The 15,578-nt window shown below is 66.5% G+C and carries 15 protein-coding genes; 1 reads left to right on the top strand and 14 read right to left on the bottom strand.

Annotation, left to right across the window (positions count from 1 at the left end):
- Positions 1-9: 9 nt before the first annotated feature.
- The 6 genes from ABS41_RS05705 to ABS41_RS05680 all read right to left on the bottom strand — a co-directional run bounded on the left by ABS41_RS05705 (position 10) and on the right by ABS41_RS05680 (position 6,976).
- The gene (locus ABS41_RS05705) at positions 10-474 is read right to left on the bottom strand and encodes a hypothetical protein (RefSeq protein WP_290591791.1); all 465 of its coding nucleotides are present in this window, start codon (positions 472-474) and stop codon (positions 10-12) included.
- A 64-nt stretch (positions 475-538) separates the two neighbouring features.
- Positions 539-1,198, bottom strand: a complete 660-nt coding sequence (locus tag ABS41_RS05700; protein WP_290591789.1) for a response regulator transcription factor — start codon at positions 1,196-1,198, stop codon at positions 539-541.
- A complete protein-coding gene (locus ABS41_RS05695; protein WP_290591787.1) occupies positions 1,195-1,959 on the bottom strand; it encodes a histidine kinase in 765 nt (254 codons plus the stop codon). Before ABS41_RS05695 ends, ABS41_RS05700 begins: the two co-directional genes overlap by 4 nt.
- On the bottom strand, positions 1,943-5,206 hold the full coding sequence (locus tag ABS41_RS05690; protein WP_290591785.1) for a serine/threonine-protein kinase: 3,264 nt from the start codon (positions 5,204-5,206) through the stop codon (positions 1,943-1,945). Before ABS41_RS05690 ends, ABS41_RS05695 begins: the two co-directional genes overlap by 17 nt.
- Positions 5,203-6,081 (bottom strand): FHA domain-containing protein, encoded by an 879-nt coding sequence (locus ABS41_RS05685; protein ID WP_290591783.1) that lies wholly within the window; start codon positions 6,079-6,081, stop codon positions 5,203-5,205. The genes ABS41_RS05690 and ABS41_RS05685 overlap by 4 nt, the downstream gene beginning before the upstream one ends.
- Positions 6,082-6,151: 70 nt before the next feature.
- Complete coding sequence (locus ABS41_RS05680) at positions 6,152-6,976, bottom strand: DUF6689 family protein (protein ID WP_290591781.1); 825 nt, start codon at positions 6,974-6,976, stop codon at positions 6,152-6,154.
- A gap of 250 nt (positions 6,977-7,226) precedes the next feature.
- Between ABS41_RS05680 and ABS41_RS05675 the strand changes: the two genes are divergently transcribed.
- A complete protein-coding gene (locus ABS41_RS05675) occupies positions 7,227-9,728 on the top strand; it encodes a S8 family serine peptidase (protein ID WP_290591778.1) in 2,502 nt (833 codons plus the stop codon).
- 60 nt (positions 9,729-9,788) lie between these two features.
- Here the strand turns inward: ABS41_RS05675 and ABS41_RS05670 are convergent, their stop codons facing one another.
- The 8 genes from ABS41_RS05670 to ABS41_RS05635 all read right to left on the bottom strand — a co-directional run bounded on the left by ABS41_RS05670 (position 9,789) and on the right by ABS41_RS05635 (position 15,276).
- Positions 9,789-10,322, bottom strand: a complete 534-nt coding sequence (locus tag ABS41_RS05670; protein ID WP_290591777.1) for a lipocalin family protein — start codon at positions 10,320-10,322, stop codon at positions 9,789-9,791.
- A gap of 70 nt (positions 10,323-10,392) precedes the next feature.
- On the bottom strand, positions 10,393-10,746 hold the full coding sequence (locus ABS41_RS05665) for a hypothetical protein (protein WP_290591775.1): 354 nt from the start codon (positions 10,744-10,746) through the stop codon (positions 10,393-10,395).
- Positions 10,743-11,408, bottom strand: a complete 666-nt coding sequence (locus tag ABS41_RS05660) for a phytanoyl-CoA dioxygenase family protein (RefSeq protein WP_290591773.1) — start codon at positions 11,406-11,408, stop codon at positions 10,743-10,745. Before ABS41_RS05660 ends, ABS41_RS05665 begins: the two co-directional genes overlap by 4 nt.
- Positions 11,409-11,918: 510 nt before the next feature.
- Positions 11,919-12,533, bottom strand: a complete 615-nt coding sequence (locus ABS41_RS05655; protein WP_290591771.1) for a hypothetical protein — start codon at positions 12,531-12,533, stop codon at positions 11,919-11,921.
- A 282-nt stretch (positions 12,534-12,815) separates the two neighbouring features.
- Positions 12,816-13,448 (bottom strand): hypothetical protein, encoded by a 633-nt coding sequence (locus ABS41_RS05650; RefSeq protein WP_290591769.1) that lies wholly within the window; start codon positions 13,446-13,448, stop codon positions 12,816-12,818.
- Between the two features lie 20 nt (positions 13,449-13,468).
- On the bottom strand, positions 13,469-14,440 hold the full coding sequence (locus ABS41_RS05645; protein ID WP_290591767.1) for a caspase family protein: 972 nt from the start codon (positions 14,438-14,440) through the stop codon (positions 13,469-13,471).
- 17 nt (positions 14,441-14,457) lie between these two features.
- Complete coding sequence (locus ABS41_RS05640) at positions 14,458-14,829, bottom strand: TIR domain-containing protein (protein ID WP_290591765.1); 372 nt, start codon at positions 14,827-14,829, stop codon at positions 14,458-14,460.
- Positions 14,830-14,931: 102 nt separating this feature from the next.
- Positions 14,932-15,276: an excalibur calcium-binding domain-containing protein gene (locus ABS41_RS05635; RefSeq protein WP_290591890.1), complete on the bottom strand. Its 345-nt coding sequence runs from the start codon at positions 15,274-15,276 to the stop codon at positions 14,932-14,934.
- Positions 15,277-15,578: the final 302 nt, after the last annotated feature.

Here is a 15,578-nt window from a genome sequence, read left to right as displayed (position 1 = left end):
TTGTTGGAGTCAGCGCAGCACGCCCTCGAGCCCGGGGACCGGGTCGAGGCGGCTGGGGTAGTCGAAAGCGTCGTCGGTGCCGGGGTCCGACGAGGCCAGGCGGCCGGCGAGCTGGTAACGCAGGCTCTGGCGGCCGGCGAGCGCGGCGGCGACGGCGTCGCGGGCGGCGGGCGACGGCGCCATACGGTGTTCAATGATCTCGGCCGAGCCGGGGCCGACGGTGAGACCGGGGTCGAAGTCGAAGCGGCCGGCCTCGTGGCCGCCCACCGACAGCGTGCCCTGCAGCCGCGAGAAGCGCATGGGCACGGTGCTGAAGCTGCGGATGCGGATCTTCACGACCCAGTTGCCGTCGGCCTGCACCTGCAGTTCCTGCACGCTGGCCTGGGGCGGGTACACGCGCTTGGGCGGGCCGCTGGAGCAGGCGGTCAGCACGGTGGCCATCAGCAGGACGAGGGCGAGGGTCAGTCTGCGCATCGCGGGCGGGCTCCTTGGGACGACTTCCAGAGGATACCAGCCCGTATGTTCCCGTCGCGTCGTTTCAGTCCATCAGGCCGCGCCTGGCCGCGTAGCGGATCACGTCGGCCGTGTTGCGCGCTCCGAGCTTGGCCAGCACCCGGGCCCGGTGGTTCTCCGCTGTCTTCGTACTGGTTCCCAGGCGCCGGGCGATCTCCTTGGTGCTCAGCCCCTCCACCATCAGGTGGAATACCTCGCGCTCGCGGGGCGTGAGGCTCCCGTAGGGGTCGTCGAGCGTACGGTCGGGCTGGCGCAGCTGCTCGGCCAGCAGGCGGGCCGCCTGGGGACTGAAGTGGCCGCGGCCTTCGCCGACGTTGCGCACGGCCGCGACCATCTCGGCCGCCGGGCTGTCCTTGAGCAGGAAGCCGCTGGCACCCGCGCGCACCGCATGCAGCAGGTATTCCTGGTCGTCATGCATGGTCAGAACAAGCACCCGGGTGTCTGGGCACTGGGTGCGCAGGCGACGGACGACTTCCAGTCCGCCCAGGTGCGGCATGGAGATGTCGATGACGGCGACGGCGGGCTGCAGTTGCTCCGCCAATGCAATCGCATCAAGCCCATTGGACGCCTGGCCGACGACCTCGCAGACGCCTGCGGCCTCAAGCACCGAGATGATGCTCTCCCTGACCAGGGTGTGGTCATCTGCGATCAGCACGCGCAATCCGCAGCCCGGAGGCTTGTTCATGGCGCCAGTGTGCCAGCCCGCCCGTTCAAAGGCACCACGGCTTCGATCCGTGTGCCTCCGGCGCCGGACTCGACCAGCATCCGGCCACCGTAAAGCGCAAGCCGATCGCGCATCCCGCCCAGGCCCGAGCTTTCTCCCCGACTGGCCCGTTCGGACGCCGAATCGACATCGAAGCCCCGGCCGTCGTCACCGACTTCGATGCGCAGGCAGCCGGCCGACTCGCGGACGCTGACCCAAGCCTTTCGGGCACTCGCGTGCCTGGCGATATTGGCCAGTGCCTCCTGGACCAGACGAAACGCGTGGGTCTGCAAATCGCCATCGAGCGTGGGCAGGGGCGACACCCTGACCTCGACCTCGAGGCCGGACGCCGGCCCCAGGGAGCGGCCCAGCCAGCCCAGCGCGGCCTCCAGTCCCAGGTCGTCGAGGATCTGCGGGCGCAGGAGCCTGGAAAGTTCGCGGGTCTCGGCCAGGCTGCTGTCGCAAAGCGCGATGGCTTCCTCGAGCCCTTCGCTCCAGCCCGCCTCCAACGGATCCCTGGCGGCGAGGAGCGAGAGGCGATGCTTGAGCGCGGTGAGGTTCTGGCCCAGGCCGTCATGCAGTTCCCGCGAGATCCGGCGCCGCTCCTCCTCCTGCGCCCGGAACGCGGCCCTTCCCAGCCGCTGGAACTCGCCCTGGTTCGACTCCAGCCGGTGGAGGAGGGCGCGGTAGTCCTCGCGCAGGCGCGCGATGGTGTCGTCCAGGGACTCAGTGGGGTGGGCCATCGTTTTCTCCCTCGATTCGGAGCCGGCGCAGCCAGCCGCCGTTCGCCTCGGCCGCCAGTGCCGCGGCTGCCTCGCTGGCGGCCTTGGCCGCGGCCGGCGCGCCGGGGTCCCCGACGGCGGCCAGGGCCAGCTCGCCGATGGAATGCAGCTGCGTGGCGCGCACGTAGCCCCCGCGGCGGGCGAGCAGGCCGTCGGCACGCCGGTAGGCCTCCGCGGCGCCGGCCGCATCGTCGCGGGCGAGGCGGTCTCGCGCGAGCTGCTCGAACCACGCCAGCTGCAACGGGAGGTTACCGAGCCGGTCGATCTCGGCCTGCAGCGTGGCTTCGCCCACGCCGCCGGCATGCGCTAGTACGTCGGCCTCGAGTCGACGCACGCGCAACCCTGCCTCGAGCGCGAGCTCCCGGGCACGCGCCAGGGAGGCGCCGGCGTCCACGCGATTGCCGGCGTCCAGGTGCAGCCTTGCACCAAGCAGGGCGGCGATCGCTTGCTGCTCGAGCGAACTTTCCGGCAAGGCGGGGCCAATGCCCTGCAGCAGCGCGAGCGCTTCGACATCCCGTCCGGCTCCCGCGAGCAGCCTCACCTGGAGCAGGTCGGCATCCATCAGGCCACGAACGTCCTCGCGTTCCTCGAAAAGCCGGCGTGCCTCGGCCAGGTGGCCGGCGGCATCGGCCAGCCGTCCCTGCACGATCCCGAGTTCGGCCAGGTTGCGGTGGCTGACCGCGGCCTCCTCGAGCATGTGCCGTGCCTCGGCCTCCTGGAGCGATGCATCCAGCAGGCGTCGGGCTTCCTCCCAGTCGCCGCGGGCAATACCCAGCAGGCCCAGGTTCTGGCCGGCGCGAACCACGCCATTGCGATCGTCGATAGAACGGAACGCATCGCTCGCCTGGCGCCAGAAGACGCTGGCGCTGTCGTACTCCCCCAACTGGTAGTGCGCGAAACCGATGTTGTTGAGACTTTCGGCGATTCCCGGGGGATCGCGCGCGGCTTCGCGGGCGCGCAGGGCCCGGGTGTAAGCGGCCAGCGCCTCGGCATAATTGCCGCGCTCTTCCGCGAGCAGCCCCAGCTCGTTGTCCACCGCCGCGGCGCCCGCCCGATCGCCCAAGGCGCCGAACAGCCCGGCGGCTTCCGCCAGACGGTCCCGGGCGTCGTCGAGGTCGCCGCGCACCATGGCCAACTGGGCCAGGTTGCGCTGGCTGCTGGCGACTCCGCGCCGGTCGCCGAGTTCGCGGCGGAGCGCGAGCGCCTTTCCGTATTGCTCGGCGGCATCTTCGGGCTGGCCCAGCCGGGCGTATCCCACGCCCAGGGCGTTGGTCGATTCCGCTTCGCCAAAACGGCTTCGTCCACGCTTGTAGAGCACCAGCGCCCGCACAAGGTGTTCGTCCACCGCCGCCCGCGGGTCGCCGCGCAGGATTGCCGTCTTGCCCATCAGGAACCAGGCGCGCGGGTCCTGCGGGTCGCGGGTGAGAAGCGCCTGCAGCGACTGCTCTGCGTCCTCGAATGCGCCAGACTCGACCCGCAGCGCAGCCAGGTGCAGCAAGGCGTCGAGGTCGTCCGGCCTCGACTGCACGCGCGCCTGCCACACCGCCAGCGCTGCCTCCGTTCGACCTTCGGCGCGCTCGCGCACCTGCACCATGCGCGTCGGGAACAGTCGGCTGGCGCTTTCGCCGCGCTGCGCCGCCTCGGCAGCAAGATCCTGCTCGCCTGCCAGGAGCGCGGTTTCGGCCAGGCCCAACCATCCTGCGCCGAACCCGGGATGGCTCCCGGTCAGTTGCCGGAAGGCGAGGGTCGAGGCCTCCATTCGGCCTTCCATCCTCAGCTCCAGCGCCCGGCCGAAGTTCGACAGTGGTTCGTCCGTGTCCGGCCAAAGGTCCGGCGGCAGCGGACCAAGGCTGAACTCGGCCGCCACGGTGGCCATGGCCTTCGCGATGGGTTCGCCCGGCGCAACCTCCACCGTCCGCGTGCCGCCCGCGGAGTTCGCCGACATGGTGGCGACAAGTGCGCCGCCGTCGCGGCGCTCAAGCCTGAGTACGCGCGTCGCCGGCAGGATCTCGAGCAGTTGCCGATCCGTGGGCGAGCGGCTGCCCATGACGGTTTGCGCGAGCGCGATGCGGGTCCGCTCTGCTTCCACAACCGGCTGGTCACCGCCCTCGGACAGGCCCAGGCGCAGCAATTCGGCCGCACCCGCGAGGGTGTCGTCCGTGGCACGGCCGGGGCTGGCCAGGACGACCAGCCGGTCCGGGGGGGCAAGGTCGGCCGGACTGCGAGGAATGGTGGGTCCCTGGATTTCCGGCCAAAGCAGGAACAAGGCGGTCGCCGCGGCCACGGTCGCGGCGGCGAGCAGCGCAGGGCGCGCCCGGAACTCGCGCGGCACGTGCCGGGCGTCGATCGCCGCGATCAGGGACTCCGCATCACGGAACCGTCGCGCCGGCGCAGGTTGCAGCAGCCGCTCGACCAGGCGCGCGACCCAGGACGGCACTTCGTCGCGCACCTTGTCCAGTCTCGGTGGCGGGCGCAGCAGACGCTGGGTGAGTGACTCGGCGGCGGTGCCGCCGGAAAAGGCCGGCTTGCCGGACAGCATCTCGTAGAGGATCAAACCCAGCGAGTAGAGGTCGCTGCGCGCATCGACCGGTGCCGCACGCGCCTGTTCCGGCGACAGGTAGTCGGGCGTCCCGACGATGGCGCCGGTGTGGGTCACCCCACTCGTGCCCAGCGAGCGGGCCACGCCGAAATCGCTGATGAGCGCGTGGCCCTGGCCATCGAGCAGGATGTTCGATGGCTTGAGGTCGCGGTGCACGATGCCCTTGGCATGGGCGGCGGCCAACCCCGCGGCCAGCTGGCGGGCGATGGCCAGTGCCTGTTCGACGGGGAGGGCGCCCTCGCGGTCGAGCAGGCGCTCAAGCGACTCACCATCCACCAGGTCCATGCTGATGAACCATCGGTCTTCGTGGCGCGCAATGTCGTGGATGCGCACCACGTGAGGACTCGAGACCTGGCGCGCCAGCAGCAATTCCTGGCGGAAGCGTTCGAAGGCCTCGGTCCGGGATGCCAGCTCCGGGCGCAGCAGTTTCAGCGCCAGCGGCACGCCCAGGTCGAGGTCCTGGGCGAGGTAAACCACGCCCATGCCGCCGATGCCCAGCAGTCGCCTGATCTCGAAGCGGCCGGCGAGCACCGTCCCCGGCGTCAGCTCGGCACCGGCGAACTGCCCGGTGGCCGTGGCGGCGAAACCGCTGCGGTTGGTTCCCGTCATGGTTGCGCGCCGCGGTTCGCCGCCATCGTCGGCCAGGCGGCACGCGACGCGCCGTCGAGCTGGAGCTCGCTGCGCTTTACCGCGAGCCAGAGGGTCGCCCTCTCGGCGAAGGCCGAGAGCAGTTCAAGGTCGAGCCGGGTGATGGCCCGGCCCGGCTCCCGGCTGTCGGCGTAGACAAGCCCCAGCACTTCGTCGCCCAGCACCAGCGGCAGGCACACCAGCGCCCGGATGCCGCCGGCCACCACGGAGGCGCGGGCCGCGAAGGCCTCGTCGCTGCTCGCATCATTGAGCACGACCGGATGCCGCCCGCCGAGGGATTTTTCGACCGCACCCACGCTGCCTGCGAACGCCGGCGCAGCCAGGGCCGGTGCGTCGAGCCCCTGCCACGCACGCACTTGCGCTTGACCGCGTTCCATCAGGAGCAGGAAGCCTCGCTGGCACCCCGCGAGCTCGACGACCGCTGACAGCGTTCCCTGCAGCAGATCCGGGAGCGCCGGCGCCTGTTCCAGCGCCCGCAGGTGCACCGCCGAAGCCTGCTGCCGGCTGCCTGCGTCAGCCCGCGCCCGAGCCAGCGCCGCCTCGTCCAGCGTCCGGAACTCGCAAGTCACGTCGCCGAACCGCAACCACGCATGGTCGCCGAGCGGCTCGTCGGTGGGCGCGGCGCCGTTGACCGTGCAGCCATTCTTGCTGCCCAGGTCGCGCAGTCGCCAGGAGTCCCCGACGGGCTCGAGGCGTGCGTGCTCGCGCGACAGGGAGGGGTGCCCGAGCTGGATGTCACAGCCGGGCAGGCGCCCGACGAGCGCAGGCACACCCGAGGCCAAGAGGAACTCGGCCGCGGCTTCCCCAGGCAGGTAAGCGGTCAGGCGGGCAGGCATGACCCATCTTAGCCCCAGCCTGACTCCAGCGGGGGCCAGCCAGGCGGCGGCCGTGGCCGCCCCCCGGACCTCAGGGGCCGTAATCGCGGAGGTAGCCGACGCTGAAAGCCAGCGTGTCGAGCCCCGAAAGCAGCTCGCCGGCGACATTGGCCAGGTCCCGCGTCGCGCGCCATTGCGCCGGGATGTGCAGGCCGGCGCGCGCCGAGACGCGGGCGCGCATGGCGTCGATACCGCCCATCGCCTCCGGGAAGCGACCATCGGCGACGGCCAGTTCGATCTGGTTGATCAGCGCGTGCAGCGGCGCGGACTCCGCTGCCGGGAGCAGTCCGGCCTGATCGCGAAGCAGGGCGATCTTCTCGGCCACCACCATGTCGGTGGGACGCAGGTCCTGCACCACCACGAACTGCGAGAAACCACCGGTGGTGCCGCGCGTCCGGACGCTGCCGGGTTCAACCGCCGAGGTCACGTCGCGGAAAGGCCCTCCCAGTTGCGCCTTGAACAGGCGATAGCGCGAGCCCGCGGCGTAGGGCAGGGCATGGGTGTGCAGCTCGAGGTGGGCGCGACGCCGGAAGGACAGCCCCGCGAGCGCGGGCGGCTCGACCGTGACCATCGCCGGAAGCTGGGTGGGCACCGAGACCAGACCGCTTGGCAGCCGCGACAGGAGGGCGGGAGAGCTGACCGACACCAGGTCCGCGGACACGCCCAGCGAGGCCGGCGACAGACCCTGGGCGTCATCGAAGTCCAGCCGCACCTCGGCCAGCGGGGCCGCCGGACTGCCGACGACGACGGTTGCCGAATTGCCGGAAGCCGAAACCGAAACGGGCAGGGACTGCGCCTGGACGGCCGGAACGGCCAGAAGCAGGGCGAGCAGGTGGCTGCGGGAAAACACGCTCATCGGGGAACCCTCTGGAACCGCGCGTCCGATGCGCTGGAAGTGATGCGGGGCGCTGGCCTGCGGGCCCTTGGGCTGGCACCCCGCGCCAAGATTGCCGCCAAGCGTAGGTGGGATGCAAACCCCCTGTCTGTAGGTGATTTCCCCCAGGCGCCCTGGGGGCTCTGCCGGATGGGGCCGGCAGGGCGGACGGCGGAGTCTTTGCAGACCTTAACCGCGTCCGGCTTGGACGCCCCCTTCCCGGAGAGTCGCCATGTCTTCCCGTCCGTCCCGCCTTTTCAAGGTTTCCGCGCTTGCCGTCGGCCTGCTGGCCAGCGGCGTTGCCCTGGCCGAAGCCCGCCTCGATCCCCAGCTCGTTCGCCAGCTGGCCTCCGCCAGCCCGACCGAGGAACTCCAGATCGTGGTGACCTACGGCCAGTCCGGACCGGTCACCGCCACCCAGGTGCAGGCGCTCAAGGACATCGGCATCGAGAAGGGCGTGACCATGCACACGCTCCCGATCGCCGGTGCGCTGGCCACGCCCGCCGAGATCCAGGCGCTGCGCCAGCGCGACGACGTGGTTTCCATCTACGCGAACGCGCCGCTGCGCTTCTTCAACAAGGAGCAGCGCCAGATCTCGGGTGCCGCCCGCGTGGTGGAGCGCCCGCTCGATTTTGGCCGGCCCATCCCGTACAGCGGCCGCGGCGTGACGGTGGTGGTCAACGACTCGGGCATCGATGCCACCCACGAGGACCTCAAGCTCGGCGAGAACGTCGTCGAGAACGTGCTGGCCCCGCAGAACATCCTGGCCGAGCTGGCCAGCATCGCGGCCCCGGGCATCGTGCCGATGACCTACCTCGAAGGCCAGCCCAACACCGATCTCGGCTCGGGCCACGGTACGCACACCGCCGGCACCATCGGTGGCACCGGCGAGCGATCGAACGGCGAGTTCCGTGGCGTCGCGCCGGGCGCCAAGATGGTGGGCTACGGTTCCGGCGGCGTCATCCTGATCCTCGATGCCGTCGGCGGGCTTGACTACGCCGCCACGCACCAGTTCACGTTCGACTCGCCAATCCGTGTCACCAGCAATTCCTGGGGCACGTCGGGCAGCTTCGATCCGCTCAACCCGGTGAACGTCGCCACCTACGAGCTCTACAAGCGCGGCATCGTGAGCGTGTTCGCGGCCGGCAACGACGGCCCTGGCGAGGACACCCACAATCCCTATGCCCAGGCCCCCTGGGTCATCTCCGTCGGTGCGGGCGAGAAGGATGGCGTGCTGACCTCGTTCTCGTCCCGTGGCAAGCGCGGCGAGTCGGGCACCTTCACCATGCCGGACGGCCGCAGCTGGACGTACTTCAACGAGCCGACAATCGTCGCCACCGGCGTGGACATCATTTCCACCCGTGCGCTGACCGGCGCGCTGCCGCCCCTGGCCGCCGAGCAGGACGCGGCCAACCTGACGCCCGCGCACCTGCCCTTCTACACCCACATGAGCGGCACCTCGATGGCGACCCCGCACGTGGCTGGCGTGGTGGCCCTGATGTTCGAAGCCAACCCCAACCTGACCCCCGACCAGGTCAAGGACATCATCGAGCGCACGGCCACGAACATGACCGGCCGACTGCCCTGGGAGGCCGGCGCCGGCCACCTCAACGCCTACGCTGCAACCGTCGAAGCGGCGGGGCTGCGCAGGGACTATGGTCGCACGGTGAACCTGCTTCGCGAGTTCAATGCCAATGCGCGGCTCTCGCCGGGTGGCGAGCCGGTGCCGTTCTCAGTGTTCTTCTCTCCGGTGGGCACGGTCGAGAGCCAATCGTTCCAGGTTGGCCCCGACGTGGCCTGGGTCTCGGCGCGTGCGCAGGTCGATGCGAATACGATCGCGGTCGTGCTCACCGATCCGGACGGCGTCCGCTACGGCTCGTCGATCACGCTGCCGGTCCTGGGCGATACGGCGGTGACCGGTGCGCCTGGCAAGCCCGGCACCTGGACCGTGACCGTCAGGGGCATCGGCTCCGTGTCTGGCGTGGCGCTCGACCCGGCGGGCGCCACCAACGGCTACGCCGCGCCCGGCACCATCAATGGCGAAATCAGCTTCCTGCGCAGCGCGGGCTTCTCCGGCCTGGGTGACGTGGGCAACCATCCGGCCCGCCAGGCGATCGAGTTCGCGGTGGCCAACCGCCTCGTGGACGGCTATCCCGACGGCAAGTTCCGCCCCGACCAGAACCTCAATCGGGGCGAACTCGCGCAGTACCTGCTGATGGGCGCCAGCATCCGCCAGTCGCTGCCGATCGACGGCAGCCGCAGCTTCGGCGACGTGTCGGTGGCATCGCCGGTCTATGCCTTCGCGGAGTCGGCGATCGCCAAGGGTGCGCCGCTGCGCGACCTGTCCTGGACCCACGACGGCGTGATGCGTCTTATCAACGGCGCCTTCAAGCCGACCCAGGCCGTCACCCGGACCGATCTGGCCTACTCGCTGGTGCAGGCCCAGGGCCTGCAGCCGCAGGCGAGGTCCTTCACGGGAGAGCTGACGGCCTTCTTCGACGGCAAGCGCGTGCCGGTGCTGGATGCTGCCGACGTCCCGGCCGACCTGCGCGGCTACGTGCAGTACGCGCTCGACACCGGCGTGCTCAATGCCCGCTACGGCGTCGTGCAAGGACCGTTTGACCTCCAGCCGCAGGTCGTGGCCTACGTCGATGCCAAGAAGCCGGTCACCCGCGCCGCCTTCGCGGTGGCGGCCGGGCGCTTCCTCAGCCAATACCAGTCCGCCGAGGACTGATCCGTCCCCTGGGCCCGACAGGGTTCATTCCGGCGGCCCGCATGACGGGCCGCCTTTTTTTCAATCGGTGGTGGGTGCGGTCACGACCACGAGCTTGTCGAGCTCGAAGCCCAGGGCGGTGGCGCGGGCCTTGAGTTCGTCGAAGGTGGCCTGGTCGACGGCGCGGTCGCGGGCCAGGAACCACAGGTATTTGCGGTCGGGCTCGCCGACGATGGCCCAGCGGTAGTCCTCGTCCAGCGCCACCACCCAGTAATCGGCCCAGACGAAGGGCAGCCAGCCCAGCCAGGCCGGGGCGAAGCGTACCTCGAGCTTGGCCGGGTGGTCGTCCTGGCGGCGGGCCTGGCCGTCCACGGCCTCCATCTCGCCCTTGGCGTTGCGGCAGGCGTTCACCACGCGGACGCGGCCGCTCTGCAGCGGCGTGTAGGTGGCGGTGATGTCGCCCACGCACTGGTCTTCGAAGCGGTTGGGCAGTCGCGCGATTTCGTACCACGTGCCCGAATAGCGGTTGATGTCGAGCTCGGGGACGGGTTGCAGCGGTTCGGCGGCGGCGCTGGCGCCGGCGAGCAGGATCAGGGCGAACAGGCTGCGGAACATGGCGGGCTCCCGCGGTGGTCGTGGTCCGAGTGGAACAGCCGCGACCTTCATGCTTCGTGAATCGAAGGCCTCAGGGTTCAGCTTTCCCCGCCGCGTCCATCTGCGCGACCAGGCGCGCCTGGAAGGCGTCGAAGTCCAGGCCCTCGGCCTCGGCTTCCTTGTGCGCGGCGGCGCGCAGCGGGGCGGAGAACACCAGGTCGACCTCGCGGCCCTCGGCGCGGGCCAGCGCGGCGGCGCGCTTGAGGATGGCCAGCACGTGCGCGGCGCTGTCGGACTCGCCGACGATGCGGCCGCCCAGGCCAAGCACCCACTTGCCGTCCTTGAGCACGATGCCGCCGAGCAGCTTTCCGTCGGCGCCACGCAGCTGCGCGTGCGGTTCGCCAAGGCGGTCGGCGGGAACGGTGGCTTTCTTGCGGGGCGTCATGGCGTGGGCTCGAACCTTTCGCGGGTGTCCATGCGGACATTGCGCAGGCCGGCGGTGGCCGCGAGCGCATCGTACAGAGACTCGGCGAAGAAACCCATCAGGATCGAGCGCCGCCGGCCGCCGCCGGTGTTGAGGCTGCCCGCATGCACGAGGTCGGCGTCGAACACGAGGATGTCGCCGGCGCGGCCTTCGATTTGCAGCGCGCGGGGTTCGTCGGCGTCCGACGGCGGCGCCTCACCCGGCGCGGGCCGGTGGCTGGCGGGCACCAGGCGCGTGGCGCCGTTGGCGGGGCCGTAGTCGTCGAAGAAGGCGAGCGCGCTGACGGTGTCGCCGGGGCGCAGCGACGACAGGTCGCGGTGCAGGCCCTGCATGCCGCCGCCGGGCAGGGGTTCGCGGCCCTCGACCTGGCCGAGGAAGAAGCGCTCGCCCACCAGGGCGCCCACGGCCGCCAGCAGCACCGGCAGCCGGCAAACGGCCTGCACCCGCGGCTCGAGGTCGAGCATGGCGTGCCGCCAGTCGCGGCCGCGCGGCACCGGCCAGCGCTCCGAAGGCACTACGTTGGCGTCGAACGCCGCGCGCAGTTCGTCCAGCCAGTCGGCGGGAATGGCCTGGCGGAGCAGGGCGTAGCCGTCGCGGCGTATCTGGTCGGCGTGGGTCGTCACCCGCGCAGGATAGAAGTTCCGGCGCCATAAAGCGAAACGCCCCGCAGGGCTGGAACCCAGGCGGGGCGTGGCTTTTGGGATGGTGGCCGGGGAGGGAATCGAACCCCCGACACGGGGATTTTCAAACTGGCCGGAAATCTAACATAAACAGCCACTTACGGCGCTTGCCAGCTTTTGGAGTGGTGCTGATGTATTTTGACTCAATCGTCGTCGCGACTCGCGGCACCTCCAGGGCGGTGGCACTGACATGCATTCCACTAGTTCAGCCAAACGCTGGGTACTGTTTTCGGTTGGTTTGGGTTGCGCGCTTGCCGCACTCTATTTTGGTGAGGGGGCAAACGGCTACAGGGGTAGGACCGACTGGGGTGACGCGTTGATCGCCCTGCTATTTGGGCTGGGGTCGATCGCTGCCTTCATAGGATTTTTCAAGCTTTGGAAATGAACGTCTGGCCACTAATCAGCTCATAAGCTACAGGCCCTGAAAGCCGGGGGTCGGGCACCCGACTGGAGCTAGCGAATCGACGAGCCAACAGCCCCAACGAGGCAGCCAATCGAAATGACAAGAAAAATTATTGCCCCGCCGGGGCTCTTGTCATAAACGTCGAAGCTCCCGTAAGCGTTGAGCCCAGAAGCGCACAACAGGAAAATTGTGAGCCCGCCAGGGTTGAACTTGCGATGCATCAATTCGGTTGGGCAGGGTTCGGCTTCAATTGGTTGCGTTGAACGCGCTCCTGGGTGGGGGTGTGACGGATTCGCTTCTGCGTGTGGTGACGAATCCTCTTTTGCGCGGGCATCAGGTTGCTCACGCTCCGAATCCTCTCCAGTTTTCCGAAGCCAGTTTCTCAGTCGCCATAGGGTGTAGGTCTGGGATGCCGTTGCAGTCACCACAAAGAAAGAAAATGGGGAAGGAACTAATCGCCCGCGTGCGTAGCCTGAGTCCTTTCTGCTCAGTTCAAGTAGCTGCGCCAACTCCTGGCTAACTGCGATGAAGGCCGACACGCTTATCGCCCAGAAAACAGCAGTTAGGAATCTCGACGAGAATGACTCTCCGCGCTTCGCGGTAACTGCCGAGAACAGCAGTGCGAGGAAAGAGGCGACAATTGAGATCGTCAGAAACGATTTCATTGATGGAAATGCCTATTGCTCAAGCCAGCGTTAGCGCTCAGTGCACTTCGGGAAAGCGAGCGCGATGAGGCCGCCAAGACCATCCAGTGTGGCTTGAATACTCCTGACAGAGCAATCAGCCACTTCACGTCCAATCTCCTGGGCTGGTGGGATTGGACTCCAAATCGGACCGCTACTAAAAACCGGCGGCGTCGAACAGCCACTTACGGCGCTTTGCCTCGGGTCACTTGCGCGTCAGGTGAGTTTCACTGAGTTCCAGAAAGGCATGAAAGGATAGGCCCATCATTCTTTAGGAGTGCGCTTTCTTTTCTCCCGACGATAGATACGTGAGCTTTCTCCATAGTTCAATTCCGGTTTGTAGGGTCCAAGTCGTATCCACTCTGACGGGTCAAGAGCGAGAAGCTCGACCCACAGCAGTTCGCTAGTTCGATTCTCATGTGCGAGGAAGACTCTGGATGTAATCGTCAGGAGCTCTAGAAACCTCGCGGCGTCATCAAGTCCCGGAGAGGCAACTCGATGGCTCTGGATCCCAACGCCCCACAATTGCGGAAGTCCTGTCGAATCGGGACCTACTTTCGCCGTTACGCTGTATCCCGTGCCTACGCCGAGATGATGGGCATACATTGCGTCTCGAATTGTTAGGATTTGTGCGTGGACGTCGCGCTGAGAGTCATTTAGGTTGCGGAGAACCTCGGCGCGAATAGATGCGGGGTACCCCAGAAGCTTCCAGCCGCGTGTGTAGCGAATTACAGCCGTTGTCCAAGCTGCCTCTTCAAGATTTGAGTTGATGTCGACAGCATCTACTTCGAGTACCCCCTCGATCATCTGTTTAGCGATGTCAAAGTCGCGGCGTGCAGCATGGATCGCTTCAAGAGTCTTGGAGAGCCTAGTTTCGACTATGTAGTTTTCGGTCAATGCTACGTCTCCAAATAATTCTAAATGAGCTCTTGCTCAGCCAGTCGCCGGTAATGTTCACCGAGAACGGTCAGTTTGCATGGCTTGCTCTCCATTGCCGCATTCCACATGTGGGTGGCATCAACTGGCCTGAGAAGGTTCACGCGATTCAGTCGCTGCAGTCTGGCAAAGACCTCGGTGTTCTCCTTCTTGGGGTGTTGTGCTCCTTGTGGTCGGCCAGCCATCTCAGGCTCGAAGCTGGGGTCAAGAGGGAATTCAAAGCCAGGGGTTGGGAAAAGCTTTGGAATTGCTTTCAGATCAGCAATATCAATCGGCGGCGTCGTCTTTCGAAGTGACACAAATGACTTCACGTTTGTTCGGAAGATGGGGCGCTGTTTCCACGGGCCCAAGGATTGATCAATGTGTGCGTACACACTGCCGGGTGTGACGTCCCCGACAAGGTTTGCGGCTGCTCCGTTGAGGGCGTCGACCAAGAGCTCAGTAAACACACCGCTGTTATTGACCTCCGATGCGTACTGATCCTTCGTCGATGCCGTCAGTATAGTTAGTCCTTCTGAAAGTTCGGCCGTTTGCTGATCTGCGCCAGTTCCCGCAATACCGGAGAAGCAGCTATCGAGAATAACGACCTTGTTTCTTGACTTTGATTTGTTGGCGATCGCTATTACTTCTGCTAATGAAAGGCCATCGTCACCTCGCTCGCAATCGCTTCCACAAAGATAGCCGCCAGTTGCCTCGATGTGGCCGTGCCCTGCGAAGTAGAGGAGTGCAATGTCGCTGTCTCCGGCAAACAGCTCGATAATTTTGTCCTTCATTGTTGCTCGAGTGACAGCTGTGGCCCTGTTGCTCGCAATCATCGTCAGCACGGAGAAGTTCACACTGCCGTCTGAGTGCCTCTCCAGAACACTTTTAACCTCGTGCGCGTCATTAACGCACCCGAAGAGCTCAGAGAGCTTCTCGTAGTAGTTGATTCCTATGACTAGTGCCTTTCTCATGCGTTGTCCCCGGCGTATCAAAGGCTGTCAATAAAGTTCTGGATGTTCGCCCACGTCCAAGTGACGGTGCGGATTCCATCAATAGTCGTTCGGTCGTCAGTGTAAGCCCAGACTCCCAAGATCTTCTTCCCTTCCTCGCGCGCGCATTCAATTTCCCACTTCTGCCCGGAGGACTTGAGGGAGTTCTTGCTGACCAGTGCAATAACTCCATCTGATCGCTTAATTCGCGTCCTCACGCGCTCCTTCCAGTCTTTGTCGTAGGGCTCCTTAACGGACATGTCCACATACTCGAAGGGTGATTTCGTCAGCAGCGACTGACCCTTCAAGAAATCCCTCGACCTTTCATCTTCAATGGCGAAAGCAACGAATACGGTCTTCTTGGTTGACATAATTGCTCCTAGGTACTGGTGGGAATGCTGCTTGGGTGACATTGACCTTCCCGCATTTTCCGGTCCAGTACGATTCAGGGAAGGGAGGTCCCGGGAGAATGCCTACCTTCTGCGGTAGGGCTCGCACCCTACGCCATCGTTGTCTCGATCTAGGTGTGGCCCATAGCCTGGTTCGCCGCGTCTCACCGGGGCTGCGCCAGCGGCTCTTGCCTCGTCGCAGTTTCGGAATGCGCGGCCGGACGTTTGTCGGTTGGACGGTTGGTTGTTCGTGCCGCCGAATGCCGTGTTCGCAGGTGCCGGACTCCCCGCGCCTGTAGGTCTGGGCGCAGGGCTGCGGTGGCAGTGGTACTCGCCTGTTTTCCTGTTGTTGTGGCAGCCCTCCGAATTCAGGCCCCCGCTGTGTGCGATCGCCTGCTCTGATGGCAAGACCAAGAAGGCGGCAACCATTGCCGCTGAACTGAGAAAAAGTCTCATAAGGCCCCCTAGTGACCCCTTGGTCACCATATCTCACGCAACGACCTCTAGGGTTTGTTGCGGACACGCCGTGTGGGATTAGGTATTTATGGTCTTTTGGAACGCTCGAGGGCCAGGCGTCGAGGAAAGGATTACAGTGTTGAGGCGCGTTGAAAATTGACCAGCAAACGCGGGTTGGGGGTGCGGACGATTTCTTGGACTACTTGAAGGAGTAGTTCATGTATTCATACGAGGATCGGCTACGTGCCGTTCGGCTCTATATCAAGCTCGGCAAG

Source organism: Arenimonas sp. SCN 70-307, assembly GCF_001724815.1.
Lineage (GTDB): Bacteria > Pseudomonadota > Gammaproteobacteria > Xanthomonadales > Xanthomonadaceae > Arenimonas.
Note: the sequence above shows the minus strand (reverse complement) of the source record. Positions and strands in the feature narration are given on the sequence as shown.